The 24,824-nt window shown below is 68.4% G+C and carries 23 protein-coding genes; 12 read left to right on the top strand and 11 right to left on the bottom strand.

The genetic code is table 11. The features are described from left to right. Window positions 1-75 precede the first annotated feature (75 nt). Both ACWD5F_RS19160 and ACWD5F_RS19155 read left to right on the top strand, forming a co-directional pair. Window positions 76-942 carry a GNAT family N-acetyltransferase gene (locus ACWD5F_RS19160; protein WP_451255708.1) on the top strand — a complete coding sequence of 289 codons (867 nt, stop codon included), beginning with the start codon at window positions 76-78 and terminating at the stop codon, window positions 940-942. Between the two features lie 35 nt (window positions 943-977). Next, a complete protein-coding gene (locus tag ACWD5F_RS19155) occupies window positions 978-1,430 on the top strand; it encodes an N-acetyltransferase family protein (RefSeq protein ID WP_451255706.1) in 453 nt (150 codons plus the stop codon). A 57-nt stretch (window positions 1,431-1,487) separates the two neighbouring features. On the opposite strand, the gene ACWD5F_RS19150 is transcribed toward ACWD5F_RS19155, so the two are convergent. The 3 genes from ACWD5F_RS19150 to ACWD5F_RS19140 all read right to left on the bottom strand — a co-directional run bounded on the left by ACWD5F_RS19150 (window position 1,488) and on the right by ACWD5F_RS19140 (window position 4,837). Further along, complete coding sequence (locus ACWD5F_RS19150) at window positions 1,488-2,873, bottom strand: serine hydrolase domain-containing protein (protein ID WP_451255704.1); 1,386 nt, start codon at window positions 2,871-2,873, stop codon at window positions 1,488-1,490. Beyond that, window positions 2,870-3,550: an HAD family hydrolase gene (locus tag ACWD5F_RS19145; protein WP_451255702.1), complete on the bottom strand. Its 681-nt coding sequence runs from the start codon at window positions 3,548-3,550 to the stop codon at window positions 2,870-2,872. The genes ACWD5F_RS19150 and ACWD5F_RS19145 overlap by 4 nt, the downstream gene beginning before the upstream one ends. 81 nt (window positions 3,551-3,631) lie before the next feature. Continuing rightward, window positions 3,632-4,837, bottom strand: a complete 1,206-nt coding sequence (locus ACWD5F_RS19140; protein WP_451255700.1) for an MFS transporter — start codon at window positions 4,835-4,837, stop codon at window positions 3,632-3,634. An 89-nt stretch (window positions 4,838-4,926) separates the two neighbouring features. On the opposite strand from ACWD5F_RS19140, the gene ACWD5F_RS19135 reads away from it, so the two are divergent. Both ACWD5F_RS19135 and ACWD5F_RS19130 read left to right on the top strand, forming a co-directional pair. Further along, the gene (locus ACWD5F_RS19135; protein ID WP_401720153.1) at window positions 4,927-5,688 is read left to right on the top strand and encodes a DeoR/GlpR family DNA-binding transcription regulator; all 762 of its coding nucleotides are present in this window, start codon (window positions 4,927-4,929) and stop codon (window positions 5,686-5,688) included. Window positions 5,689-5,828: 140 nt separating this feature from the next. Then, the gene (locus tag ACWD5F_RS19130; RefSeq protein WP_451255698.1) at window positions 5,829-6,395 is read left to right on the top strand and encodes a dihydrofolate reductase family protein; all 567 of its coding nucleotides are present in this window, start codon (window positions 5,829-5,831) and stop codon (window positions 6,393-6,395) included. Window positions 6,396-6,432: 37 nt separating this feature from the next. On the opposite strand, the gene dnaB is transcribed toward ACWD5F_RS19130, so the two are convergent. Next, window positions 6,433-7,908, bottom strand: coding sequence for a replicative DNA helicase (dnaB, locus tag ACWD5F_RS19125; RefSeq protein WP_123998992.1), 1,476 nt, complete (start codon window positions 7,906-7,908; stop codon window positions 6,433-6,435). A 461-nt stretch (window positions 7,909-8,369) separates the two neighbouring features. Between dnaB and ACWD5F_RS19120 the strand changes: the two genes are divergently transcribed. Continuing rightward, window positions 8,370-9,707: an MATE family efflux transporter gene (locus ACWD5F_RS19120; RefSeq protein ID WP_451255696.1), complete on the top strand. Its 1,338-nt coding sequence runs from the start codon at window positions 8,370-8,372 to the stop codon at window positions 9,705-9,707. A 172-nt stretch (window positions 9,708-9,879) separates the two neighbouring features. Here the strand turns inward: ACWD5F_RS19120 and rplI are convergent, their stop codons facing one another. From rplI to rpsF, 4 genes are all read right to left on the bottom strand, one after another. Continuing rightward, the gene (gene rplI / locus ACWD5F_RS19115; protein WP_451255694.1) at window positions 9,880-10,326 is read right to left on the bottom strand and encodes a 50S ribosomal protein L9; all 447 of its coding nucleotides are present in this window, start codon (window positions 10,324-10,326) and stop codon (window positions 9,880-9,882) included. Between the two features lie 18 nt (window positions 10,327-10,344). After that, on the bottom strand, window positions 10,345-10,581 hold the full coding sequence (gene rpsR / locus ACWD5F_RS19110) for a 30S ribosomal protein S18 (RefSeq protein ID WP_003949403.1): 237 nt from the start codon (window positions 10,579-10,581) through the stop codon (window positions 10,345-10,347). A gap of 58 nt (window positions 10,582-10,639) precedes the next feature. Then, a complete protein-coding gene (locus tag ACWD5F_RS19105) occupies window positions 10,640-11,257 on the bottom strand; it encodes a single-stranded DNA-binding protein (protein WP_451255692.1) in 618 nt (205 codons plus the stop codon). 77 nt (window positions 11,258-11,334) lie between these two features. Beyond that, a complete protein-coding gene (gene rpsF / locus ACWD5F_RS19100; RefSeq protein ID WP_005482942.1) occupies window positions 11,335-11,625 on the bottom strand; it encodes a 30S ribosomal protein S6 in 291 nt (96 codons plus the stop codon). Window positions 11,626-11,888: 263 nt separating this feature from the next. Between rpsF and ACWD5F_RS19095 the strand changes: the two genes are divergently transcribed. The 3 genes from ACWD5F_RS19095 to ACWD5F_RS19085 all read left to right on the top strand — a co-directional run bounded on the left by ACWD5F_RS19095 (window position 11,889) and on the right by ACWD5F_RS19085 (window position 14,604). Further along, the gene (locus ACWD5F_RS19095) at window positions 11,889-12,206 is read left to right on the top strand and encodes a hypothetical protein (protein WP_123998988.1); all 318 of its coding nucleotides are present in this window, start codon (window positions 11,889-11,891) and stop codon (window positions 12,204-12,206) included. 179 nt (window positions 12,207-12,385) lie between these two features. After that, on the top strand, window positions 12,386-13,507 hold the full coding sequence (gene femX / locus ACWD5F_RS19090; protein WP_401720168.1) for a peptidoglycan bridge formation glycyltransferase FemX: 1,122 nt from the start codon (window positions 12,386-12,388) through the stop codon (window positions 13,505-13,507). A gap of 65 nt (window positions 13,508-13,572) precedes the next feature. Beyond that, a complete protein-coding gene (locus ACWD5F_RS19085) occupies window positions 13,573-14,604 on the top strand; it encodes an alanine racemase (protein WP_123998986.1) in 1,032 nt (343 codons plus the stop codon). A gap of 133 nt (window positions 14,605-14,737) precedes the next feature. Here ACWD5F_RS19085 and ACWD5F_RS19080 read toward each other — a convergent pair whose 3' ends face one another. Together ACWD5F_RS19080 and ACWD5F_RS19075 are read right to left on the bottom strand one after the other, a co-directional pair. After that, the gene (locus tag ACWD5F_RS19080; RefSeq protein WP_451255688.1) at window positions 14,738-16,246 is read right to left on the bottom strand and encodes a glycosyltransferase family 87 protein; all 1,509 of its coding nucleotides are present in this window, start codon (window positions 16,244-16,246) and stop codon (window positions 14,738-14,740) included. Between the two features lie 130 nt (window positions 16,247-16,376). After that, window positions 16,377-19,031: a transglycosylase domain-containing protein gene (locus ACWD5F_RS19075; RefSeq protein ID WP_451255687.1), complete on the bottom strand. Its 2,655-nt coding sequence runs from the start codon at window positions 19,029-19,031 to the stop codon at window positions 16,377-16,379. A gap of 352 nt (window positions 19,032-19,383) precedes the next feature. Here ACWD5F_RS19075 and ACWD5F_RS19070 point away from each other — a divergent pair, with 352 nt between their 5' ends. The 4 genes from ACWD5F_RS19070 to ACWD5F_RS19055 all read left to right on the top strand — a co-directional run bounded on the left by ACWD5F_RS19070 (window position 19,384) and on the right by ACWD5F_RS19055 (window position 23,185). Continuing rightward, entirely contained in the window at window positions 19,384-20,064 is a 681-nt protein-coding gene (locus ACWD5F_RS19070) for a PadR family transcriptional regulator (protein WP_401720179.1), read from the top strand. 44 nt (window positions 20,065-20,108) lie between these two features. Further along, window positions 20,109-21,191: an inositol-3-phosphate synthase gene (locus tag ACWD5F_RS19065; RefSeq protein WP_401720182.1), complete on the top strand. Its 1,083-nt coding sequence runs from the start codon at window positions 20,109-20,111 to the stop codon at window positions 21,189-21,191. 98 nt (window positions 21,192-21,289) lie between these two features. Then, entirely contained in the window at window positions 21,290-22,552 is a 1,263-nt protein-coding gene (locus tag ACWD5F_RS19060) for an MFS transporter (RefSeq protein ID WP_451255684.1), read from the top strand. Window positions 22,553-22,675: 123 nt separating this feature from the next. Further along, window positions 22,676-23,185 (top strand): LppU/SCO3897 family protein, encoded by a 510-nt coding sequence (locus tag ACWD5F_RS19055; RefSeq protein WP_451255682.1) that lies wholly within the window; start codon window positions 22,676-22,678, stop codon window positions 23,183-23,185. A 147-nt stretch (window positions 23,186-23,332) separates the two neighbouring features. Here ACWD5F_RS19055 and ACWD5F_RS19050 read toward each other — a convergent pair whose 3' ends face one another. Continuing rightward, window positions 23,333-24,775 carry a CCA tRNA nucleotidyltransferase gene (locus tag ACWD5F_RS19050; protein ID WP_451255680.1) on the bottom strand — a complete coding sequence of 481 codons (1,443 nt, stop codon included), beginning with the start codon at window positions 24,773-24,775 and terminating at the stop codon, window positions 23,333-23,335. Window positions 24,776-24,824: the final 49 nt, after the last annotated feature.

The following is a 24,824-nucleotide window of genomic DNA, read 5'->3' as shown; positions in this document are numbered from 1 at the left end:
AAAGCTCGCGTCCCCGCCTGAGAAGAACCGGAAAGCGGTGGACGACGAGGCCACCCGTCAGACAGCCTGACCTGCGTGCCGACTCCTTCTCTCGCCGCTCTTCCGATCCGCCGTCTGACGCTTCGCGATCTCACCGCCTGCGCCGACTTGTCCGAGGACCGGGGGTGGCCGCGCGAGGAACACAAGTGGGGCTTCCTCCTCGCATCCGGGAAGGGTTACGGGATCGACGACCCCGACGGCGGTCTCGTCAGCGCCTGTGTCGTCACCGAGTACGGACCGCAGGACCGCCCCGGCCTGGGAGCCGTCGGCATGGTGCTGGTCGCCGAACGGCATGCCCGTCAGGGCGTGGGACGCCGGCTGATGCGACACCTCGTCTCGGCGATGGGCACCACTCCGCTGACCCTGCACGCGACGCCGTACGGCCGGCCGCTCTACGAGGAACTCGGCTTCAAGGTCATCGGCCGGGCGGAGATGCTGCTCGGGCACTTCACGCCCGGCGGACCGGAATCCAAGGTCGTCACCCGCGCGGCCACCGCGGAGGACCTCACCTCGATCCTCCGGCTCGACGAGGAGGTGTTCGGCCTGGACCGGACGCACATCCTCACCCGACTCCCCGCCTTCGCGGACCAGTTGCGCGTCGCCGAACAGAACGGCCGGCTCATCGGCTACGCGGCGGCCTGGCCCAACATGGACACCCATGTCGTCGGCCCGCTGATCGCCCAGGACACCGAGACCGCACAGGCACTGCTCGCCTCCCTGGCCGCCCACACCGACCGCCCCCTGCGCACCGACATCGACGCACGCCACGAAGAACTGCTGGCGTGGGTCAAGGAACGCGGTCTGGCCCGCGTCGCCGACAACGCGGTCATGACCTACGGCATCGCGGAGCTCTCCGGGGACTGGACCAGGCGCTTCGCCCCGCTGACGGTGGCCGCCGGCTGAGCCGGACCGCGCGCCCCTGTGCATAGGCTGCGGGTATGGGAGATCTTGAGATACGGCCCGCCACGGCGGACGACGTGCCCGTGATCGTCGCGATGCTCGCCGACGACCCGCTCGGCGCCCAGCGCGAGTCTCCGGACGATCCGGCCCCGTACCTGGCCGCCTGGGAACGCCTCGCGGCCGACCCGAACCAGCATCTGGTCGTCGCCGTTCGTGAGGACCGGGTCGTCGGCACGCTTCAGCTCACGGTCATCCCCGGCCTGTCACGCCGGGGTGCCACCAGGTCGATCATCGAGGGCGTCCGCATCCATGCCGATGAGCGCGGCAGCGGCCTGGGCACGCAGCTCATCGAGTGGGCGGTCGACGAATCCCGGCGCCAGAACTGCCAGTTGGTCCAGTTGACCTCCGACAGCACCCGCACCGACGCCCACCGCTTCTACGAGCGGCTCGGCTTCACCGCCTCGCACGTGGGCTTCAAGCTGCAGCTATGAGGTCGGGTGGGTGTCGTGTTTCACGTGAAACACGACACCCACCTGCCGACACGTCGGCTATCCGATGCCTCGCCACCCCTCCGGGTCGACTCCACCCGGCACGGAAGCCCCCTCGTCGTACGGCTGACGCGTGAACACGAAGGACCCGAGGTCCAGATGGCTCACGGTCCCGTCGGGCCGTCGTACGGCCTTCAGGAGCTCTCCGGCGTAGTAACCCTCCCGTCCGGTCCAGGTGCCGTCGGCGTTGGCCCGGAAGCGGGACCGACGGCCACCGCCGGACAGGGGCCCCAGGGAGAGCCCGTCGGCGGCCGTCAGACGGAGGGCGAACGCGTGCGTTCCCCAGTACCACGGGCCCGCCAACTCCAGTACGGACGCGTCCACTTCGGGCAGTGGCCGCCACGGGGCGGGGATCCGGGGCTCGGCCTCGGCGACGATGCGCACGAGGTCCGCGCCGACCGTGGACAGCAGGAGGCCGGAGGTGCAGTTGGCCAGCACCACCGCGGCGACGTCGTCCTCGACGCTGATGCTGAGGTTCGCCAGAAAGCCCGGCAGCGAACCGGAGTGGCCCACGAGCAGCCGCCCGTGGCTCTGCTGGATCTGCAGCCCGAGTCCGTACGAGACGCCGTCCGCGACGTCCACGGCCTCGCCCGGCGCCGCCGGCGCACGCATCTCCCGTACGGTCTCGGCGCTCAGGACCCGGTCGTCCCCCTGCGCCAGGAAGATCGCGAACCGCGCCAAGTCGCCGGTGGTGGACCAGAGTTGACCGGCGGGTGCCATGCGTCCGAGGTCCTCGGACGGCTCCGGCAGCATGACGTCGGCCCAGGGATGCACGGCCCAGCCGCCCGCGTGGGGCGCCTTCGGACGACCGCTCGTGCGGTCCAGGCCCAGGGGTTCGAGCACTTCCCGCCGCAGCACCTCCTCCCAGGGAGCGCCGCGCAGCTTCTCGACGAGCGTGCCCAGCACGGTGTAGCCCGGGTTGGAGTAGTGGAAGCGGCGGCCCACCGGGTGCCGGAGGGGCTGTTCGCCCAGGACGTCGGCGAGTTCGGGGCGCAGCGAGCCCGGAGTCCGCTCCCACCAGGGCGCGGGCGACTCGGCGGCCAGCCCGCTGGTGTGCGCGAGGAGGTCGGCGACGGTGGCCTCCCCCACGCCCGTGCCCGGCAGATGCTTCTCCACCGGGTCACCGAGGTCGAGCGCGCCCTCGTCCCGCAGCCGCAGCACCAGAACGGCCGTGAAGGTCTTGGTGATCGAGCCGATCCGGTACTGCACGTTCTCGTCAGGACCGTGCCCGTCCACCGAGGTCCGCGCCCCGTGCCACACGGTCCGCCCGCCCCGTACCACCGCCGCGACCAGCGACGGCGCGCGCCCTTCGGCCTGGGCCACGGCGATCCGGTGCAGCAGCGCCCGTCGCGTGGCGGGGAGCAGCTCTTCCTGAGGTGTCGTCATTCCCCCAGTCCACCCCGCGAGCCGCTCGGGCGTCGAGCGTATTTGCCCCGGGGGCGCGGGCGTCGGGTCGGCAGCCAGGTGTCGACGACGGCCGCCAGTGCGTCACGACCGGTGAAGACGTGTCCGTTCATCCCCGTGGCCCGGGCGGCGCGTACGTTCTCCTCGCGGTCGTCGACGAAGAGGAAGTCGTTCGGAGCGGCCCCCATGGCGACGACGCAGTGCCGGAAGGCCGCCGGGTCCGGCTTCGCCGCTCCGATCTTCCCGGAGAAGGCGACGTGGTCCAGTTCCCGCAGCCAGGGCTGCGCGGCGAGGAAGGCGTCCGCGTGGTCCGAGGGGATGTTGGACAGCAGGGCGACCTCGGCGACACCGCGCAGGGACTGGACGTAGGCGACCATCGCGGTGTCGACACGCGACCAGCTGTCGATGTCGATCAGGCGCAGGTCCTCGATCGTGTCGGCGTCGACGGGCCGGGACAGCCAGCGCAGGACGGCGGTCCAGTACTCGGGCGCGGACTGCCGACCGGCGTCGTAGGGCGGGCGGCAGGCCCAGTAGGCCGTGGTGAAGGCGTCCGTGGGTGTGTGGCAGCGGGCGGCCATCTTTCCCAGGGCACCAGGGCGTTGGTGGCGGGCGATGACGCCGAAGAGGTCGAACAGGACGATGCCGCGGTCGGTGGGCATGGTGGGGTTCCTCCGGGTTCTGGTGGCCGGGGCGGGAGGAGAAGCCTGTGCGGCAGGGAGTGAGCTGTGCCGCACCGGCGGTCAGTGGCTGCTGTGCGCCATCTCCTCGCTCGTGCGGTCGGATCCGGTGCGCAGGACTCCGGCGGCCACGGTGGTGATCGCGCACAGCAGGATCAGCAGGACGAAGGCGTGGTTCAGGGCGACGAAGTGGGTCAGCCAGCCGATGACCGCCGGGCCCGCGAGCATGCCGACGTAGCCGAGCCCGGCGACCCGGGAGACATTGGCCCCCGCGGCGGCGGGGTCGGCGTGCCCAGCCGCACTGAACAACTGCGGGACACAGCCGGACAGCCCCAGGCCGAACAGCGCCCACCCCGCGAACGCGGCCCAGATCCACGGGGAGACGGTCACGATCGTGATGCCGACGCCGGCCGTCGCCGCGCCGTACCTCAGGATCGCCATGGACCCGAACCCGGCGACGAGGCGGTCGGCGAGCAGTCGGCCGATGGTCATGGTCGCCGCGAAGGTGCCGTAGGCGAAGGCGGCCGTGCTCGCGGGTGCGCCGAGGACGTCCTTGAGGTGCAGCGCGCTCCAGTCGTTGGCGGCTCCCTCGCACAGCATGACCAGCAGTGCCAGGGCGGCGAGGATCCAGATGCGCCTGCTGGTGCCGCGGCGCCCGGCGGCCGGCGGCTGCTCGGTCTCCCCCACGGAGTCGGTGGCGGCAGCGGCGGGTGCGGCCGGCAGCAGGGCGCGTGCCGACACCAGGGCGACCGCGATGCCCAGGGCTCCCATGGCGGCCATGCCCGCCGCCGGGCTCAGACCGGCGCTCGCCGTGGCCGCTCCGACGAGTGCGGCGAGGACGCCACCGACCGAGAACGTGGCGTGGAAGGCCGACATGACGGGGCGGCCGTACGCCTTCTCCACGTGCACGGCGTGGGCGTTCATGCTCACGTCCAGACAGCCGTTGCAGAAGCCGAAGACCAGCAGGGCGGCTGCCAGCGTCCACGGTTCACGGGGCAGGCCGGGCAGCACCAGAGCCGCGCTGCACAGGACGGCGGTGGCGGGGACGACCGTGCGCGCCCCGAGACGGTCGGTCAGGCTCCCGGCCACCTGCATCCCGATGAAGGCGCCCAGACCCAGCAGCACCAGCAGAGCTCCGAGCGTCGCGTGGCTGATGTCCACGCGCTCCTCGATGGCGGGGATGTTCACCACCCAGGTGCCCATCAAGGTGCCGCACAGACTGAAGTAGACGAAGGTCGCGACTCGGGCGGCACGCAGCGGATGACTCATGCCGACGACCGTAACGAACACCGGCGATGGTTGAATACTGGCACTTCGCACACATTGCATGTTCGTTTGGTGAGGTGTTCAATCGCGGTATGAGCAACGCAGACCGGCACGGGATGATCGCGCAGGCCGTCAGGGAGTCGGGGCGGAGCACGGTCCAGGAGCTCGTCGAACTGACCGGCGCCTCCGAGATGACCATCCGGCGTGACCTCGACGCGCTGGCCGCGCACGGCGTCCTGGAGCGGGTCCGCGGCGGGGCGCGCACCCTGCTGCTCAGGGGCGAGGAGCCGCCCTTCGCCCTGCGCTCCCACGACTCCGTCGACGCCAAGCGACGCATCGCGGCCGAGGTGTCCTCGCTCATCGCCGACGGCGAGACCGTCCTCCTCGACAGCGGCACCACGTGCCTGGAGGTCGCCCACCTGCTGCGCCGACGGCCGGTCACGGTGATGCCCCTGTCGTTGCAGGCCATCCAGGTACTCGGCGAGGGCCCGGGCCCGGCCACCCTGATGGTGCCCGGCGGGCAGCCCCGGGCCGCCGAGGGAGCCCTCACCGGCCCGCTCACCCTCGCGTCCCTGGCGGCCCTGCGCTTCGACACCGCCGTCATGGGCTGCTGCGGGCTGAGCGCGGCCGAGGGCCTGACCGCCTACGACCTCGACGACGCGGCCGTGAAGAAAGCCGCCATCGCCGGCGCGCGCCGCATCATCGTGGCCACCGACGCCACCAAGCTCGGCCACACCGCGTACGCCCACGTCGGCCCCGCCACCCTCCTGCACACCCTCGTCACCGACACCGGGGCACCAGCCGACGAGGTCGCGGCGCTCGAAGACACCGGCATCGTCGTCAAGTCCGTCTGACCCGGGCTCCTTCGGTTGTGCCGACCGTCAGCGCCACCACCGGGCACGATGACCGCATGTGGGTTCGGATCGCGCAGCGATGAGTTTCCCGCGCCGCGCCGGTCCGTACGCGTGAGACCGACTCACGGAAGGCTGGCGCCATGCGGAAACTGATCTACGGCATGAACCTGACTCTGGACGGCTACATCGCCGCGCCCGGCGACGACATCGGCTGGGGCGGACCGCCGAGCGACGAGCTGTTCCAGTTCTGGTCCGACCAGTTGCAGGCGACCGACCTGTCGTTCTACGGGCGCAAGCTGTGGCAGACGATGAGCTCCCACTGGCCCACCGCCGACCAGCAACCGGGCGCCACCCCGGCGGACGTCGAGTTCGCGCGCCGTTGGCGGGACATGTCGAAGGTCGTGTTCTCCTCGACGATCGACAAGGTCGACTGGAACACCCGCCTGGTCACCGGGGACGCGGTCGCCGAGATCACCCGGCTCAAGGCCGAGGACGGCGGCCCGATGGACATCGGCGGCGCGACGGTCGCTGCGGCGGCCATGCGGGCCGGGCTGATCGACGAGTACGTGCTGGCCACCGCGCCGGTCCTGGTGGGCGGCGGCACGCCGTTCTTCACCGCCCTGGACAGCTGGGTGAACCTGAACCTGGTGGAGACGCGGATGTTCCCCGGCGGCGTGATCGTGACCAGGTACGAGACGAGGCGCTGAACAGCAGCACCACCGCGCTGGTCTCAGGGCGAACGGATCAGGTCTGCGCCATGTCCACGAACCGCGAATAGTGGCCCTGGAAGGCGACGGTGATCGTCGCCGTGGGGCCGTTACGGTGCTTGCCGACGATGATGTCCGCCTCGCCCGCGCGCGGTGACTCCTTCTCGTAGGCGTCCTCGCGGTGCAGCAGGATCACCATGTCGGCGTCCTGCTCGATGGAACCGGACTCACGCAGGTCGGACACCATCGGCTTCTTGTCCGTGCGCTGCTCGGGACCACGGTTCAGCTGCGAAAGCGCGATCACCGGGACCTCCAGCTCCTTGGCCAGGAGCTTGAGGTTTCGGGACATGTCCGAGACCTCCTGCTGACGGCTCTCGGAGCGCTTGGAGCCACCCGCCTGCATCAGTTGCAGATAGTCGATGATCACCAGCTTGATGTCGCTGCGCTGCTTGAGCCGACGGCACTTCGCGCGGATCTCCATCATCGACAGGTTCGGGGAGTCGTCGATGTAGAGCGGCGCGGACGACACCTCGGGCATCCGGCGCGCCAGCCTGGTCCAGTCCTCGTCGGTCATGGTGCCGGAACGCATGTGGTGCAGGGCCACCCGCGCCTCGGCGGACAGCAGACGCATCGCGATCTCGTTGCGGCCCATTTCCAGGGAGAAGATGACGCTCGGCAGGTTGTGCTTGATCGACGCCGCGCGCGCGAAGTCCAGTGCGAGCGTGGACTTGCCCATGGCGGGTCGGGCCGCGATGACGATCATCTGGCCGGGGTGCAGACCGTTGGTGAGCGAGTCGAGGTCCGTGAACCCGGTCGGTACGCCGGTCATCTCACCGCTGCGGGAGCCGATCGCCTCGATCTCGTCGAGCGCGCCCTCCATGATGTCGCCGAGCGGGAGGTAGTCCTCGCTGGTGCGCTGCTCGGTGACCGCGTAGATCTCGGCCTGCGCGCGGTTGACGATCTCGTCGACGTCGTCGTCCGCCGCGTACCCCATCTGGGTGATACGGGTTCCGGCCTCGACCAGCCTGCGCAGCACCGCCCGCTCGTGGACGATCTCCGCGTAGTACTCCGCGTTGGCCGCCGTCGGCACCGTCTGGACGAGGGTGTGCAGATACGATGCGCCACCGACCTTGTTGATCTCGCCGCGTTTGGTGAGCTCGGCGGCGATCGTGATCGGGTCGGCCGGTTCGCCCTTCGCGTAGACGTCGAGGATCGCCTGGAAGACCGTCTCGTGCGCGGGCTTGTAGAAGTCGTGGCCCTTGAGCACCTCCACGACATCGGCGATGGCGTCCTTGGACAGGAGCATGCCGCCGAGAACCGACTGCTCGGCGTCGAGATCCTGCGGCGGTACGCGCTCGAACGACGTTCCGCCGCTCTCCCACTGGCCGTTCTCCCGGCCGCGGTCGTGCTGCTCGTCGCGCCCGCGGCCGCCTTCACCGCGCCGGCGGGCAGGCAGACGATCACTCGGACCACTGTCGGCCCACGGATCGTCCAAGGGCTCGGAAATGCTCACCGAGACACCTCCTCCCGTCCGCCGAGAGCGGACCTAGCCGTGCCTCTCTTTTCTACGGCACGGCACTGACAAACAAGACGCCCAACTCCGGTTATGGCGCGTCGGTTTTGTGATGGTTTCCCAGCCGACGAACGGAGCGGGCGCCGCACCACCGTAGGCCTGTGGGCACCGTCAGCCAATCTGGTTATCCACAGGCCATGTGGACGACGGCCCGGATGCTGTGGAGAACTCCGCAAAACCTGTGCACGACCCGGTGGACAGCCCTGTGAACAAGCTCCGATCTTCGCCGCGGCACCCATCCTGACCTGCGACTCTCCCGTCCACCGGCTGTGCAGAAGAAAAACTTTTCCAGTTGGACCAAGATCACTTCGAACGGTGCACGAAAGAGCACGGGCCGCGAAGCGGAGTAAGGGTCCAAACTGCATTGCATCTCTTACCTGTGGACGATTACATTAGTGCTCATGACACAGGCTCCCGCGACCCCCAAGGCCGACCGGCGACAGCACGATCGAGAGATCGTCGCACTGGCCGTCCCGGCCTTCGGCGCACTCGTCGCCGAGCCTCTGTTCGTCATGGCCGACAGCGCGATCGTGGGCCATCTCGGCACGGCCCAACTCGCCGGACTCGGCGTCGCCTCGGCCCTCCTCATGACAGCGGTCAGCGTCTTCGTCTTCCTCGCCTACGCCACCACGGCGGCCGTCGCCCGTCGCGTCGGCGCCGGTGACCTCCAGGCCGCCATCCGGCAGGGCATGGACGGCATCTGGCTGGCGCTCCTGCTCGGTGCCGCCGTCATCGCCGTCACCCTTCCCACCGCACCGGCCCTGGTCGAGCTCTTCGGCGCCTCGGACACCGCCGCCCCCTACGCGACCACCTACCTCCGCATCTCCGCCCTGGGCATCCCCGCCATGCTCGTCGTCCTCGCCGCGACCGGTGTCCTGCGCGGCCTCCAGGACACCAGGACTCCGCTCTACGTCGCCGTCGCGGGCTTCGTCGCCAACGGCGCCCTCAACGCCGGCCTCGTCTACGGCGCCGACCTCGGCATCGCGGGCTCCGCCTGGGGCACGGTCATCGCCCAGTGGGGCATGGCCGCCGTCTATCTGGTCGTGGTCGTCCGCGGTGCCCGTCGGCACGGCGCCTCGCTGCGTCCCGATGCGGCCGGCATCAGAGCTTCGGCCCAGGCCGGCGCGCCTCTGCTCGTGCGCACACTGTCCTTGCGGGCGATTCTGATGATCGCCACCGCGATCGCCGCCCGGCTCGGTGACGCCGATATCGCGGCCCACCAGATCATCCTGTCGCTGTGGAGCCTGCTGGCCTTCGCTCTCGACGCCATCGCCATCGCCGGACAGGCCATCATCGGCCGCTATCTCGGCGCTGGAGACACCCAGGGCGCCCGCGCCGCCTGCCGCCGCATGGTGCAGTGGGGCATCGCCACCGGCGTCGTCCTCGGCTTGCTGGTGCTGGTCACCCGCCCGGTGTTCCTGTCCTTGTTCACCGGCGACCCCTCGGTCAAGGACACCGCACTGCCCGCCCTGCTGATCGTGGCTGCCGCACAGCCGATCAGCGGCATCGTCTTCGTCCTGGACGGAGTCCTGATGGGCGCGGGAGACGGACCCTACCTGGCGTGGGCGATGCTGATCACCCTGGCGGTCTTCACGCCGGTCGCTCTGCTCGTTCCGGCGCTCGGCGGAGGACTCACCGCTCTCTGGGCGGCCATGACGCTGATGATGACCGTACGGATGCTGACCCTGTGGCTGCGCACCCGCTCCGGCCGCTGGCTCGTCACGGGGGCGACGCGCTGAGTGTTTCACGTGAAACGGCGGGTTCGAGGCCGACGGTTTCACGTGAAACACGGTGTTTCACGTGAAACACCGCGCCCGACCCGTCACCGCCCCACCGTCGTCGGGCGCGAAGAAGGGGCCGCACCCGGCAGGTGCGGCCCCTTCTCTCAACGGCTCAAGCCGAGCGCAGCGGTCAGGCTGCGATGACCTCGATGTTGACCTTGGCGGCAACCTCGGGGTGCAGACGAACGGTCGTCTCGTGGGCGCCCAGCGTCTTGATGGGCGAACCCAGCTCGACACGACGCTTGTCGACCTTCGGACCACCGGCAGCCTCGATCGCCGAAGCGACGTCGGCCGGGGTGACGGAACCGAAGAGACGGCCGGCGTCGCCGGAGCGGACGGCCAGACGGACCTTCACACCCTCGAGCTGGGCCTTGATGCTGTTGGCCTGCTCGATGGTCTGGATCTCGTGGATCTTGCGAGCACGACGGATCTGCTCGACGTCCTTCTCGCCACCCTTGGTCCAGCGGATAGCGAACTTCCGCGGGATCAGGTAGTTGCGAGCGTAACCGTCCTTGACGTCGACGACGTCGCCCGCGGCACCGAGGCCGGAGACCTCGTGGGTGAGGATGATCTTCATTTGTCGGTCACCCTTCCCTTAGCGCGCGGTGGAGGTGTAGGGCAGCAGCGCCATCTCACGGCTGTTCTTGACAGCCGTGGCGACGTCACGCTGGTGCTGCGTGCAGTTGCCGGTCACGCGGCGGGCGCGAATCTTGCCGCGGTCGGAAATGAACTTCCGCAGCATGTTCGTGTCCTTGTAGTCCACGTACGTGACCTTGTCCTTGCAGAAAGCGCAGACCTTCTTCTTAGGCTTGCGCACAGGCGGCTTCGCCATGGTGTTTCTCCTGTGTGATCAAGAAGTTTGGGTACGACCCGCCCCTCGGCCCAAGGGCCTAGAAGGGGGGCTCGTCCGAGTAGCCGCCGCCACCGCCGCTGCCGCCGGAGTTTCCACCCCAGCCGCCGCCACCGCCACCGCTCGCGCCGCCGCCCTGGTTGCCACCGGCGGGAGCGCCGGTTGCCCACGGGTCGTCGGCGGGAGCGCCGCCGGCCGGCTGACCGCCGCCGGAGTTTCCACCCCAGCCGCCGCCACCCTGGCCACCGCCACCGCCACCGCCGAAACCGCCGCCCTGGCCACTGCGACCGCCACCGGCGGTCTTGGTGACCTTGGCCGTGGCACTGCGCAGGCTGGCGCCGACTTCCTCGACGTCCAGCTCGTAGACCGTGCGCTTGACGCCCTCACGGTCCTCGTAGGACCGCTGCTTCAGCCGGCCCTGCACGATGACGCGCATGCCTCGCTGGAGCGACTCCGCGACGTTCTCCGCCGCCTGACGCCAGACCGAGCAGGTCAGGAACAGGCTCTCGCCGTCCTTCCACTCGTTCGTCTGACGGTCGAAGGTGCGGGGAGTGGACGCGACACGGAACTTCGCGACCGCCGCACCGGACGGGGTGAAACGCAGCTCGGGGTCATCGACAAGATTGCCGACGACCGTGATGACGGTCTCGCCTGCCATGGGGGAACCTCTCGGCGGGTTTGCTGCTGGCTGCTTGGTGCTGCTACTCGAATCCCGAGATCAGCTGAGCTAGATGCTCAGTGGGTCTCGGGGCGGAGGACCTTGGTCCGGAGGACCGACTCGTTCAGGTTCATCTGGCGGTCGAGCTCCTTGACGACCGCAGGCTCGGCCTGCAGGTCGATGACCGAGTAGATGCCCTCGGGCTTCTTCTTGATCTCGTACGAGAGACGACGACGGCCCCAGGTGTCGACCTTCTCGACCTTTCCGTTGCCCTCACGGACGACGGAGAGGAAGTTCTCGATCAGGGGGGCGACAGCGCGCTCCTCCAGATCGGGGTCGAGGATGACCATCACCTCGTAGTGACGCATGTGGAACCCACCTCCTTCGGACTCAGCGGCCACGGTCGTTCCGTGGCAGGAGGGTTGTGATGCGTAAGCAACGGTATCGGCCACCACTGACAATCGGGGGCTCCTTGTCGGAGACACCGCCGCGACAAGGGCAGACACCGTGCAGACGGTACAGACTACCCGCACACCCGCTTCCGGTTGAAATCCGGCCCGGGGGACCGTCAGTCTGTACACATCGGGTGTGTATGGCGCTACGGTGCGCCGTCTTCCGCAGGAGGTGCCCTATGGCACAGGCATTGCGACCCAATACCGTCGGCGGCCTTTTCGCCACGGACGGCAAGCCCCACCCGCTCCAGGACACCTTGCTCGCGGTGACCCTGGTGCTCGGCATCACGGCTTTCGTCTCGTCGATGTTCCACAACCTGCATCTGCTCAGCTCCTGGGCCGGCCTGATCGGCCTCGCCACCGGCGCGTACGGCCAGTGGATCTCGGAGACGACACGCGAACGCTTCGGACTCATCCTGGGTCTCGGCGCCGCGGGGGTCGGCTTCTTCCTCGGCATGGCGCACGGCGGCCTCTTCGGTGGGGTCATCGGCGGCTGACGCCAAGGGAGTCCGCTCCCCAACACCGCACAAAGCACCACGGAACGCCTCGACGGGCCACAGGCCGGGGCGCAGGTTCTGTACGCCCAGTCGGGGCGCTCGCAAGGCGCAGTAGGCTTCGGCGCGAGAGCCGGAGCCCCTGTACCCATGGGGACACACCAGCCCGAGGAGCGCCCCGAATGAGCCTGACCCTGAGGACGATCAGCCGCGAGCAGCATCTGGCGTACATCCAGACCCTGCCCTCGGCGAGCCACATGCAGGTCCCTGCATGGGCTGACGTCAAGGCGGAGTGGCGCTCCGAGAGCCTCGGCTGGTTCGACGACCGCACCGGCGAGCTGGTCGGCGCGGGCCTCGTCCTCTACCGGCAGCTCCCCAAGATCAAGCGCTACCTCGCCTATCTCCCCGAGGGCCCGGTCATCAACTGGTACGCGCCGAATCTCACCGAGTGGCTTGAGCCGATGCTCGCGCATCTCAAGCACCAGGGCGCCTTCTCGGTGAAGATGGGCCCGCCGGTCATCATCCGGCGCTGGGAGGCCACCTCCATCAAGGCCGGCATCCAGAACCCGGACGTGAAGCGACTGCGCGACATCGAGGCCGACTTCATCGAGCCGCGTGCCTTCGAGGTCGCCGACAAGCTCCGTCGGATGGGCTGGCAGCAGGGCGAGGACGGCGGCGCCGGCTTCGGTGACGTACAGCCCCGCTACGTCTACCAAGTGCCCCTCGCCAACCGGTCGTTGGAAGAGGTCCACAAGAACTTCAACCAGCTGTGGCGCCGCAACATCAAGAAGGCCGAGAAGGCCGGTGTCGAGGTCGTCCAGGGCGGCTACCACGACCTCGAGGAATGGCAGCGGCTGTACGAGATCACGGCCCTGCGCGACCACTTCAGGCCCCGCCCGCTCTCCTACTTCCAGCGCATGTGGACGGCCCTCAACTCCGAGGACCCCAACCGCATGCGGCTGTACTTCGCCCAGCACAACGGCGTGAACCTGTCGGCGGCGACGATGCTGATCGTCGGCGGGCACGTCTGGTACTCCTACGGCGCCTCCGACAACATCGGCCGTGAGGTCCGGCCCTCGAACGCGATGCAGTGGCGGATGCTGCGCGACGCGTACGCGCTCGGTGCCACCGTCTACGACCTGCGGGGCATTTCCGACTCGCTGGACGAGACCGACCACCTCTTCGGTCTGATCCAGTTCAAGGTGGGCACGGGCGGACAGGCCGCCGAATACCTGGGCGAGTGGGACTTCCCGCTGAACAAACTGCTCCACAAGGCCCTCGACATCTACATGTCGCGCCGCTGACGTCACGTTCAGTGATTCCATACCTCTGATACACCGCAGCCACGAGAAAGGTTCCAGGTCCGGCCATGGCGCTCACGCTCTACGTCGACACCGCGCGCTGGCGGGCGCATCACAAGCACGTGCAGGAGCAGTTCCCGGGGCTCGTCCCGGTCTGCAAGGGCAACGGCTACGGCTTCGGGCACGAGCGGCTGGCGGAGGAGGCCACGCGTCTGGGATCGGACGTCCTCGCCGTCGGTACGACGTACGAGGCCGCGCGGATCAAGGACTGGTTCGGCGGTGACCTGCTGGTGCTGACGCCGTACCGGCGCGGTGAGGAGCCCGTCCCGCTGCCCGACCGGGTGATCCGCTCGGTGTCGTCGGTGGACGGCGTGTACGGCCTCGTGGGGGCCCGGGTGGTCATCGAGGTGATGTCCTCGATGAAGCGGCACGGCATCAGCGAGCAGGACCTGCCGATGCTGCACCAGGCCATAGAGAACGTCCGCCTGGAGGGCTTCGCCATCCACCTGCCGCTGGACCGCACCGACGGCTCGGACGCCGTCGAGGAGGTCATCGGCTGGATGGACCGGCTGCGCGCGGCCCGGCTGCCGCTGCACACGATGTTCGTCAGCCACCTCAAGGCCGAGGATCTCGCCCGGCTTCAGCAGCAGTTCCCGCAGACCCGCTTCCGCGCCCGTATCGGCACGCGGCTGTGGCTCGGGGACCACGAGGCCACCGAGTACCGCGGGGCGGTCCTGGACGTCACTCGCGTCACCAAGGGCGACCGGTTCGGCTACCGGCAGCAGAAGGCGGCCTCCGACGGCTTCCTGGTGGTCGTGGCGGGCGGTACGTCGCACGGGGTGGGCCTGGAGGCCCCGAAGGCCCTGCACGGCGTCATGCCGCGCGCCAAGGGCGTCGCCCGGGCCGGCCTGGCCACGGTCAACCGGAACCTTTCTCCATTCGTCTGGGACGCCAAGCAGCGCTGGTTCGCCGAGCCTCCGCACATGCAGGTCTCGATCCTGTTCGTGCCGTCAGAAGCAGCCGAGCCGACGGTCGGTGACGAGCTCGTGGCCCATCTGCGGCACACCACCACGCAGTTCGACCGGATCGTCGACCGCTGAGCGAGGCTCTCTGCCACACGGCGGCCCAGCCCCTCTGCACACGCTGGGCCCAGCCTCTCCCGACATGCGAAAGGCCGGGTACGGAAACCTCCGTACCCGGCCTTCTGCTTGCTCGTCCGGACAGCCTGTTCGCTCAGAGCGAACGGTCCGTGGAAGAATCCGTTCCGCCGCTGCCCCACTCCACCTGCGGACCCTCGTAGTAGGCGGCGTGCCGCGGCGGATTCGCCGCCGGTCCAAGGACGAAGACGTCCTCCGCGCCGTCGAGCACGCCCCCCGAGGGGTCGTCGTCCCCGGACCTGCGCACGGGGTCCCGGTCGGGCATGAGGATGTCGCGCACCACCATGCCGCAGAAGTACAGCGTCCCCAGCAGGTGCACGGCGATGGCCCAGTGATAGCCGTCCTGCGGCAGGCCCTTGTGAGCGTCTCCGCTGGTCGTGTAGGCGAGGTACATCCAGATGCCCAGGAAGTACGCGACCTCGCAGACCTGCCAGATCAGGAAGTCCCGCCACTTGGGGCGCGCCAGGACCGCCAGCGGCACCAACCACAGCACGTACTGCGGTGAGTAGACCTTGTTGGTGAGGATGAACGCCGCGACGATCAGGAACGCCAGCTGGGCGAAACGCGGTCGGCGCGGGGCGGTCAGGGTGAGGGCCGCGATGCCCACGCAGGACAGCAACACCAGCAGCGTGGCAAGGGTGTTGACGGTTTCGGTGTCCAGCGGGTCGGACGAGTTCTGGGCCATGATCAGCCAGAACGACCCGAAGTCCACGCCTCGTTCCTGGCTGAACCGGTAGAACTGCGCCCAGCCGTCCCAGGCGAAGTACATCACCGGCAGATTCACGACCAGCCAGGCGACGGCCGCTCCACCGAAGGCCTTTCCGAAGTCCCGCCACTTGCCGGCGCGCCAGCACAGCAGGAACAGCGGGCCCAGGAGAAAGACGGGGTACAGCTTGGCGGCCGTGGCGAGCCCCAGGAGGACGCCGAAAGCGAGCGAGCGACCTCGGGACCACATCAGCATCGCCGCGGCCGTCAGAGCGACCGCCAGGAGGTCCCAGTTGATGGTGGCGGTCAGCGCGAAGGCGGGCGCCAAGGCGACCAACAGACCGTCCCAGGGCCGCCGCCGGTGCGTACGGGCCACGCAGACGGCGATGACGGCCGCGCACACCATCAGCATCCCGGCGTTGACCATCCAGTACCACTGTTCCTGGTCCTGGATGGTGCCGCTGCCCGGCGTGAGCCAGGAGGCCACCTCCATGAACACGCCGGTCAGCACCGGGTATTCGAGGTACGGCATGTCGCCGGAGAGCTTGTCGAAGTACGGCACGAGTCCGTCGGCGAAACCACGCCCCTGGTACAGGTGCGGGATGTCCGAGTAGCACGCCTTCGTGTACTGGGAGCTGGCGCCGAAGAACCAGGCGCCGTTGTAGCAGGGGGCCTTCTGGATCAGGCCGAGGGCGAACATGCCGATCGCGACGAGCGCGACGACCCGGACGGGAGTCCACCAGGACGTCCCGAGCAGGGCACGTCGCCCGAGGGGACCGCCGATCAGCTCACTGCCGGACCGGGCGACCTCGTCCTCCTTGGTGGGCCGCACCATGTCTGACTCGTGCTCGCTCGCTTGCGTCGATTCTGCGCTGGGCATGCCGCACATCCTGCCGTACGAGCCTGGCAATACGCCGAGGGCCGCCACATCCGGTGGATGTGACGGCCCCTGTTTCACGTGAAACATATGCATGTTTCACGTGAAACACCCGTGCTGGGCGTTTTGGCAGCTAACCGTTCGGACCTCCGAAGATGCCTCCGTTGTCCTCGCCTCTGCTGGTGCCGGTGCCTGTCGATTCCGTGGCCGTCGGCGTCGAGGACGCGCCTCCGTCCGTTCCGCCGTCGTCGGTACCTCCGTCGTCGCCACCGCACTGGAACTCGAACCGGCAGGACTCGCTCACCGTGGGCGTCGGACTCTCGACCGTCTCGGTCGGTGTCGGCGTCGGGGTCGGAGTGGCTTCCTCGGTCTCGGTGGGCGTCGGAGTGGGCGTCGGGCTCGGCTCCTCGTTGACGATCTCACCGATGGGCTCGGGCGTCGGGAAGGACAGCACCTTCTGGCCCTTCATCGCCTGTTCCATGTAGTCGTGCCAGATCTCGGACGGGAACGAGGCACCGTGGATCTTCTTCTGGCCACCCGTTCCGTACATCTCCAGGAAGGTGCGGTTCTTCTTGGTCTCGTCGTCGTCGTACCGGAACATCGTGATCGACGTGGACAGCTGCGGCGTGTAGCCCACGAACCAGGCGGACTTGTTGCCGTCGGTGGTACCGGTCTTGCCGGCCACCTCCCGGTCGTCCAGCTTGGCGTTGGTGCCCGTGCCCTTGTCGACCACGGTCTTCAGCACGTCGGTGACGTTGTCGGCGACCGCCCGGGTGAACACCTGCTTGGGCTTGTCCTTGTGCGTGAAGACCGTGCCGTCCTTGCTGGTGACCTTCTGGACGGAGAACGGGTCACGCTGCTCACCGCTGGCGGCGAAGGTGCCGTACGCGCCCGCCATGCGGATCGCGCTCGGGTCGGAGATGCCGATGGAGAAGGACGGGAAGCTGGTGCCGGCGAGGCTGTCCGACTTCAGACCGGCGTCCACGGCCGCCTCCTTGACCTTGTCCAGGCCGACATCCATGCCGAGCTGCACGAAGGCGGAGTTCACCGACTCACGCATCGCCTCGCGGAGGTCGATGTCGTAGTCGGGCGCACTACCGTACGACTCGTTGCCGTCGTTGGTCTGCAGCCACTCCTGGCCCTTCTCGTTCTTCCAGATGTCGCCCTTGTAGTCCTCGATCTTGAGCTTGTTCTTGCCGCTGAACAGGCTCTTCGGGGACACCTGAGTGCGTTCGTCCTGCGCCTGTTCCTCGCCCAGGTCCGGGTCCCGCACACCCCACTTCATCGCGGCCGCGAGAACGAACGGCTTGAAGGTCGAACCGACCTGAGCACCGGTCACATCCGCGTTGTTGGTGAAGTGCTTGGTCGCATCCTCACCGCCGTAGATGGCCTCGATGGCCCCGGTGGTCGGATTCACGGAAGCACCACCGAACTGGACGTGCGTGTCCGTGTCCGGGCGTTGCTTGGGCTTGATGTTGGCCTTCTGGACCTTCTTGACGGAGTCCTCGAGCTCCTTGACCTTCTTCTTGTCGAAGGTCGTGTAGATCGAGTAGCCGCCCGTCTGCAGGTCGTCGGCGGTGATGTTCGTGTTGTTGATCAGGTACGCCTTGGAGAGGTCGACGAGGTAGCCGACCTGCCCGCTGAGCGCGGCGTTCGACCGCGGGTTCTGCACCTTGGGCAGCTGGGTGTACTTCTGCCGCTCCGCGTTGTCCAGATGGCCGTACTCGACCATCTTGTCCAGGGTGTCCTGCATCTGGACCAGAGCACGCTTGCTGTTGGCTTCAGGGGTGGCGGCCGAGTCGATGGACGTCGCACCGGCCGGGTCGTAGTACGTGGCGCCCTTCAGCATCGCCGACAGGAAGGCGCACTCGCCCGGGTTGAGATCGACGGCGTCCTTGTTGAAGTACGCGCGGGCGGCGGCCTGGATCCCGTAGGCGCTGCGCCCGTAGTACGCGGAGTTCAGGTAGCCGGCCATGATCTGGTCCTTCTTGACCGTGGTGCCCACCTTGATCGAGACGAAGATCTCCTTGAACTTCCGGGAGATCGTCTGCGACTGGTCGTCCAGCATGGCGTTCTTCACGTACTGCTGGGTGATGGTGGAGCCACCCTGCGTCTCACCGCCCCTGGCCATGTTGAACACGGCGCGGGCGATGCCCTTGGGGTCGATGCCGCTGTCGGTGTAGAAGGTCTTGTTCTCCTGGGAGATGACGGCGTACCGCATCGCTTCGGGGATCTGCGAGAGGTTGACGATCTGACGGTTGGTCTCACCACCCGTCGCGACCATCTCGCTGCCGTCGGCCCAGTAGTAGACGTTGTTCTGCGCTTCGGCGGTCTTGGCGATGTCCGGGACGCCCACGAGGGCGTAGGCGACGCCCGCGACGGCGACGAGGCTGCCGAAGAAGCCGATGAACATGCCGGCCATGAGCTTCCACGACGGCACCCAGCGCGCGGCGCCGTACTTGCCCGCGCGCGGATAGTCGATCAGCCTCTTCTTGGCGGGTACGGCGCGACCCCTGCCGCGCCCGGGTCCGCTGGGGCCACCGGGTTCGGGCGCCCTGCGGCGACCGCCCCCGCTTCTCTGTGCAGCGCGGCGGGCCTCGGCGCGGCCGCCGTACGACGGCTCCTCGCCTCCCGAACCGTATGAATCAGACCCGTACGCGTCGGCAGGAGATCCGGTGGCGCCTCGCGGTGCCGCACGGCGGCCGGAGGACGCACCGGACTGGCCGCGTCGGGATTCGGCACGTCCGCCTCCCTGCGGCTGCGGCGGTTTGCGACGGTGCTCGCTCATCGAACGACTACTCCTCGGGCAGGCGCACCCGTGCGCGCCTGGAAACGGCGGCTGGTTTCCGGTCCCCCCGAAGTACGGATGCGGTCGATCCTGCATTCATCCGTACTGCACCGAGCACGATGACGCCCCCTCGCGTCACTCGGTTCCCGGTGGTGTCCATGGCGCACAGACTACGCACCGTCAAAACCTGCCTAGCCCCGAAGTTCACCCCAAATCAGGCAACTTGCCTCGGGTGAATAAGTGATGTGATCCCGTTCACCGTCTCCCCACTTGTCGCATCCGGAAGGCCGTTCTATCGTCATGATGTATCGAGTCGATACATCGGAGCGACATAAGACGAGGAGGCGAGCGGATGAGCCGGCGTGCCGGGATCCTCGAGTTCGCCATCCTCGGCCTGTTGCGCGAGTCCCCGATGCACGGCTATGAGCTGCGCAAACGACTCAATACATCACTGGGCGTGTTCCGGGCTTTCAGCTACGGAACGTTGTACCCGTGCCTCAAGACGCTGGTCGCGAGCGGCTGGTTGATCGAGGAACCGGGGAACGCCCCTGAAGACGCCCTCGCAGCTCCACTCGCAGGGCGTCGCGCCAAGATCGTCTATCGGTTGACGGCGGAAGGTAAGGAACACTTCGAGGAACTGCTCTCGCAGACCGGCCCCGACGCGTACGAGGACGAGACCTTCGCCGCTCGTTTCGCCTTTTTCGGGCAGACGTCCCGGGACGTACGGATGCGCGTGCTGGAGGGCCGTCGCAGCCGGCTGGAGGAGCGCCTGGAGAAGATGGGCGCCTCCCTGGCACGCACCCGAGAGCGCCTCGACGACTACACGCTTGAGCTCCAGCGCCACGGGATGGAGTCCGTGGAGCGCGAAGTGCGCTGGCTGAACGAGCTCATCGAAAGTGAGCGGGCGGGCCGGGACCTGAAGGGTCCCGCCCACGGAGAACCCGCTCGCGACACCACAGAGGGAGCGCCGGGCGTCCTGCCCCGGCCCGGGGACACCCCCGGGCCGGATACGCCCGGCGACACCACCACGTGAGGTCCCTGCCAGGACCTCACTCGTACACACAGGGAGCAACCGGAATGGGTTCGGTTCGCGTAGCCATCGTCGGCGTGGGCAACTGCGCCGCGTCGCTGGTACAGGGAGTCGAGTACTACAAGGACGCCGACCCGGCGTCCAAGGTGCCCGGCCTGATGCACGTCCAGTTCGGCGAATACCACGTCGGTGACGTCGAGTTCGTCGCCGCCTTCGACGTCGACGCGAAGAAGGTCGGCCTCGACCTCTCGGACGCCATCGGTGCCAGCGAGAACAACACCATCAAGATCTGCGACGTCCCGAACAAGGGCGTCACGGTCCAGCGCGGCCACACCCTCGACGGTCTCGGTAAGTACTACCGAGAGACCATCGAGGAGTCCGCCGAGGCGCCGGTCGACGTCGTCCAGATCCTCAGGGACAAGCAGGTCGACGTCCTCATCTGCTACCTGCCCGTCGGCTCCGAGGACGCGGCGAAGTTCTACGCCCAGTGCGCCATCGACGCCAAGGTCGCCTTCGTCAACGCCCTTCCGGTCTTCATCGCCGGCACCAAGGAGTGGGCGGACAAGTTCACCGAGGCCGGTGTCCCGATCGTCGGTGACGACATCAAGTCGCAGGTCGGCGCCACCATCACGCACCGCGTGATGGCGAAGCTGTTCGAGGACCGCGGTGTCCGTCTCGAGCGCACCATGCAGCTCAACGTCGGCGGCAACATGGACTTCAAGAACATGTTGGAGCGCGACCGCCTGGAGTCCAAGAAGATCTCGAAGACGCAGGCCGTCACCTCGCAGATCCCGGACCGCGACATGGGCGCGAAGAACGTCCACATCGGTCCCTCGGACTACGTGGCCTGGCTCGACGACCGCAAGTGGGCATACGTCCGCCTCGAGGGCCGTGCCTTCGGCGACGTCCCGCTGAACCTGGAGTACAAGCTCGAGGTCTGGGACTCCCCGAACTCCGCGGGTGTCATCATCGACGCCCTGCGCGCCGCGAAGATCGCCAAGGACCGCGGCATCGGCGGCCCGATCCTCTCCGCGTCGAGCTACTTCATGAAGTCCCCGCCGGTCCAGTACTTCGACGACGAGGCGTACGCGAACGTCGAGAAGTTCATCAAGGGCGAGGTCGAGCGCTGAGCACCACCGGCGCGCGGCACTGAGAACGCTCCTGCCAGGGCTGAGAGGGTCCCCGGGTCACCGACCCGGGGACCCTCCCCGTATGTGAGGCTGTGCCCATGGCTGTCGTCCGGGACCTGCGCGCTCTCCTGCGCCTCGGGAACTTCCGGCGTCTGCTCGCCGTACGCCTGCTTTCACAGGGAGCCGACGGCGTCTTCCAGGTCGCGCTCGCGTCGTACGTCGTCTTCTCCCCGGAGAAACAGACCTCGGCCACCGCGATCGCCTCCGCCATGGCGGTCCTGCTGCTCCCGTACTCCCTCGTCGGCCCCTTCGCCGGCGTCCTGCTTGACCGCTGGCGCCGCCGCCAGGTCTTCCTGTACGGCAATCTGCTGCGCGCGCTGATGGCGACGGCGACGGCCGTCCTGATCCTCGTCCATGTCCCGGACTGGCTCTTCTACGTCTCCGCCCTGTGCGTCACCGCCGTCAACCGTTTCGTGCTCGCGGGCCTGTCCGCCGCGCTGCCACGCGTGGTGGACACCGAGCGCCTCGTGATGGCCAACTCCCTTTCCCCGACCGCCGGCACGCTCGCCGCGACCGCGGGCGGCGGTCTCGCCTTCGTCGTACGGCTGGTGTTCGCGGACTCCGACGCGGCAGTGGTGCTGCTGGGCGCCGCCCTGTACCTGTGCGCGGCACTCGCGTCACTGCGTCTTGCTCCCGAACTGCTGGGGCCTGACCGCGAGTTGGTCCGGCAGAGGCTGACGACGGCCCTCTCGGGCACCGCTCGCGACCTGGCGGCGGCCGTACGGCACCTCGCCGCACCACCGCGCCGGCAGGCCGCCTGGGCGCTCCTGACGATGACGCTGATGCGGTTCTGCTACGGCGCCCTGCTGGTCATGGTGCTGATGCTCTGCCGCTACGCCTTCTCCTCGACCACGGACGACGGACTCGCCCTGCTGGGACTGGCGTTGGGGATCTCCGGCGCCGGCTTCTTCGTGGCGGCCGTGCTGACCCCCTGGGCGGCCGGACGCCTCGGACCGGGCCCCTGGATCGCCGTCTGCGCCGCGTCGGCCGCGGTCCTGGAGCCCGCGCTGGGCCTCCCGTTCGCCACCGCCCCGATGCTGGTCGCGGCGTTCGTCCTGGGCCTCACCACCCAGGGCGCGAAGATCGCGACGGACACGATCGTGCAGTCCTCGGTGGAGGACGGATTCCGCGGGCGGGTCTTCTCCGTCTACGACGTCCTCTTCAACATCGCCTTCGTGGGCGCGGCAGCGGTGGCCGCCCTGATGCTGCCGCCCGACGGCCGCTCGGTGACGCTGGTCCTCGCAATCGCCGTTGTCTACGGGGCAGTTGCGGCTGCTATGGCCCGCTTTGAGCGCCAGTAAGTGTCACATCAAAGAAACAGAGTTCGATGGGGCTACAGAGATGTCAGTGACGGCCGGTAATTTACGTCCGTCTTACGCGCTTCTTACGCGCGACACGCATCCATGTTTGAGGGGGACCCCCAAGTGACAACTCCGCCGCCCCAGGGCCAGAACCCGTTCGCGCAGGCCCAGCAGCCTGCCGGCCAGCCCCAGGGCCAGGCTCCTTACCCGCCGCAGCCCGGCTACCCGCAGCAGCCTGGCCAGCCCGGGTTCCCCCCGCAGGGAGCCGCTCCGTTCGCTCCGGCCCCGCCGCAGGGTCGCAAGCTCAGCTTCAAGACGATCAAGAACATCGTCATCGTCCTGGTCGTCGCGGGCGTGGCCATCGGCGGCTACATAACCAGCCGCGACGACGCCGACACGGCGAAGGTCGGCGACTGCATGCACCGCGGCAGCACGAGCGACACCAACCCGGACCTTGAGGTCGTGGGCTGTGACGACGCGAAGGCCCAGTACGTGGTGCTGGCCAAGATCAAGGGCAACTACTCGGCCGTGACGGCGGAGAGCAAGTGCGAGGAGCAGGCGAAGGACTTCCAGTACTCGTACACGGAGTCCGGCGACGGCAGTGACTTCCTGCTCTGCCTGAAGGACAAGTAGGAACGAGCAGGACCCAGAAGGGGCGATGTTTCACGTGAAACATCGCCCCTTGGCGCGTCCCGGCCCCTTGGCGCCTCCGACGCGCTGCCATCGGTCGTTCGCAGTGGGGGTCATGTTTCACGTGAAACATGACCCCGCTCCACGGACTCAGTCCTGCTGGGCCCACCACTCCTTGAGCGCGGCCACCGCGGCGTCGTGCCCCATCGGCCCGTTCTCCAGACGGAATTCCAGCATCTGCTTGTAGGCGCGACCGACGGCCGGGCCGGGGCCGACTCCGAGGAGCTCCATGATCTGGTTGCCGTCGAGGTCCGGACGGATCGCGTCCAGCTCCTCCTGCTCCTGCAGCTGAGCGATCCGCTCCTCCAGACCGTCGTACGCCCGGGAGAGCGCCGCGGCCTTCCGCTTGTTCCGCGTCGTGCAGTCCGAGCGGGTCAGCTTGTGGAGGCGGTCGAGGAGCGGGCCCGCGTCACGGACGTAGCGGCGGACCGCCGAGTCCGTCCACTCGCCGGTCCCGTATCCATGGAAGCGCAGGTGGAGTTCGACCAGATGTGAGACGTCCTTCACGAGCTCGTTGGAGTACTTGAGCGCCGTCATACGCTTCTTCGTCATCTTCGCGCCGACCACCTCGTGGTGGTGGAACGAGACCCGGCCGTCGTCCTCGAACCGGCGCGTACGCGGCTTGCCGATGTCGTGCAGGAGTGCGGCGAGCCGGAGAGTCAGGTCGGGGCCGTCCTGCTCCAGCTCGATCGCCTGCTCCAGGACGATCAGGGTGTGGTCGTAGACGTCCTTGTGCCGGTGGTGCTCGTCGCGCTCCAGGCGCAGGGCCGGCAGCTCGGGCAGGACGTGGTCGGCGATGCCGGAGTCGACGAGCAGGGTCAGTCCCTTGCGGGGGTGCGGAGACAGGATGAGCTTGTTCAGCTCGTCCCGTACCCGCTCCGCCGAGACGATGTCGATCCGCCCGGCCATGTCCTTCATGGCCGCGACGACCTCGGGAGCCACCTCGAAGTCGAGCTGGGCGGCGAAGCGTGCCGCGCGCATCATGCGCAGCGGGTCGTCCGAGAAGGACGCCTCGGGAGTGCCCGGGGTGCGCAGGACCCCTGCCGCGAGGTCGTCGAGTCCGCCGTGCGGATCGATGAACTTCTTCTCGGGGAGCGCGAGGGCCATCGCGTTGACGGTGAAGTCCCGCCGGACGAGGTCCTCCTCGATGGAGTCGCCGTAGGACACCTCGGGCTTGCGGGAGGTCCGGTCGTAGGCCTCCGACCGGTAGGTGGTCACCTCCAGTTGGTGGCCGTCCTTCTGCACCCCGACCGTGCCGAAGGCGATGCCGACCTCCCACACGGCGTCCGCCCACGGCCGGACGATCTTGAGGACGTCCTCGGGGCGGGCATCGGTCGTGAAGTCGAGGTCGTTGCTGAGCCGGCCGAGCAACGCGTCCCGGACCGGGCCGCCGACCAGGGCGAGTGAGAACCCGGCCTCCTGGAAGCGGCGGGCGAGGTCCTCGGCGACAGGGGCGACCCAGAGTGGTTCGCTCGCCGCGCGGTGCGGCACCTGACGGAGGGCGCTGGAGGTGTCTTCGTTGGCGTTCGGCACAACAGAAGAGGGTACGTGGCGCGGACGACCGCGGGCGTCTCCATTAAAC

Source organism: Streptomyces sp. NPDC002499, from assembly GCF_053595415.1.
This window is presented reverse-complemented; position numbering and strand designations above follow the sequence as displayed.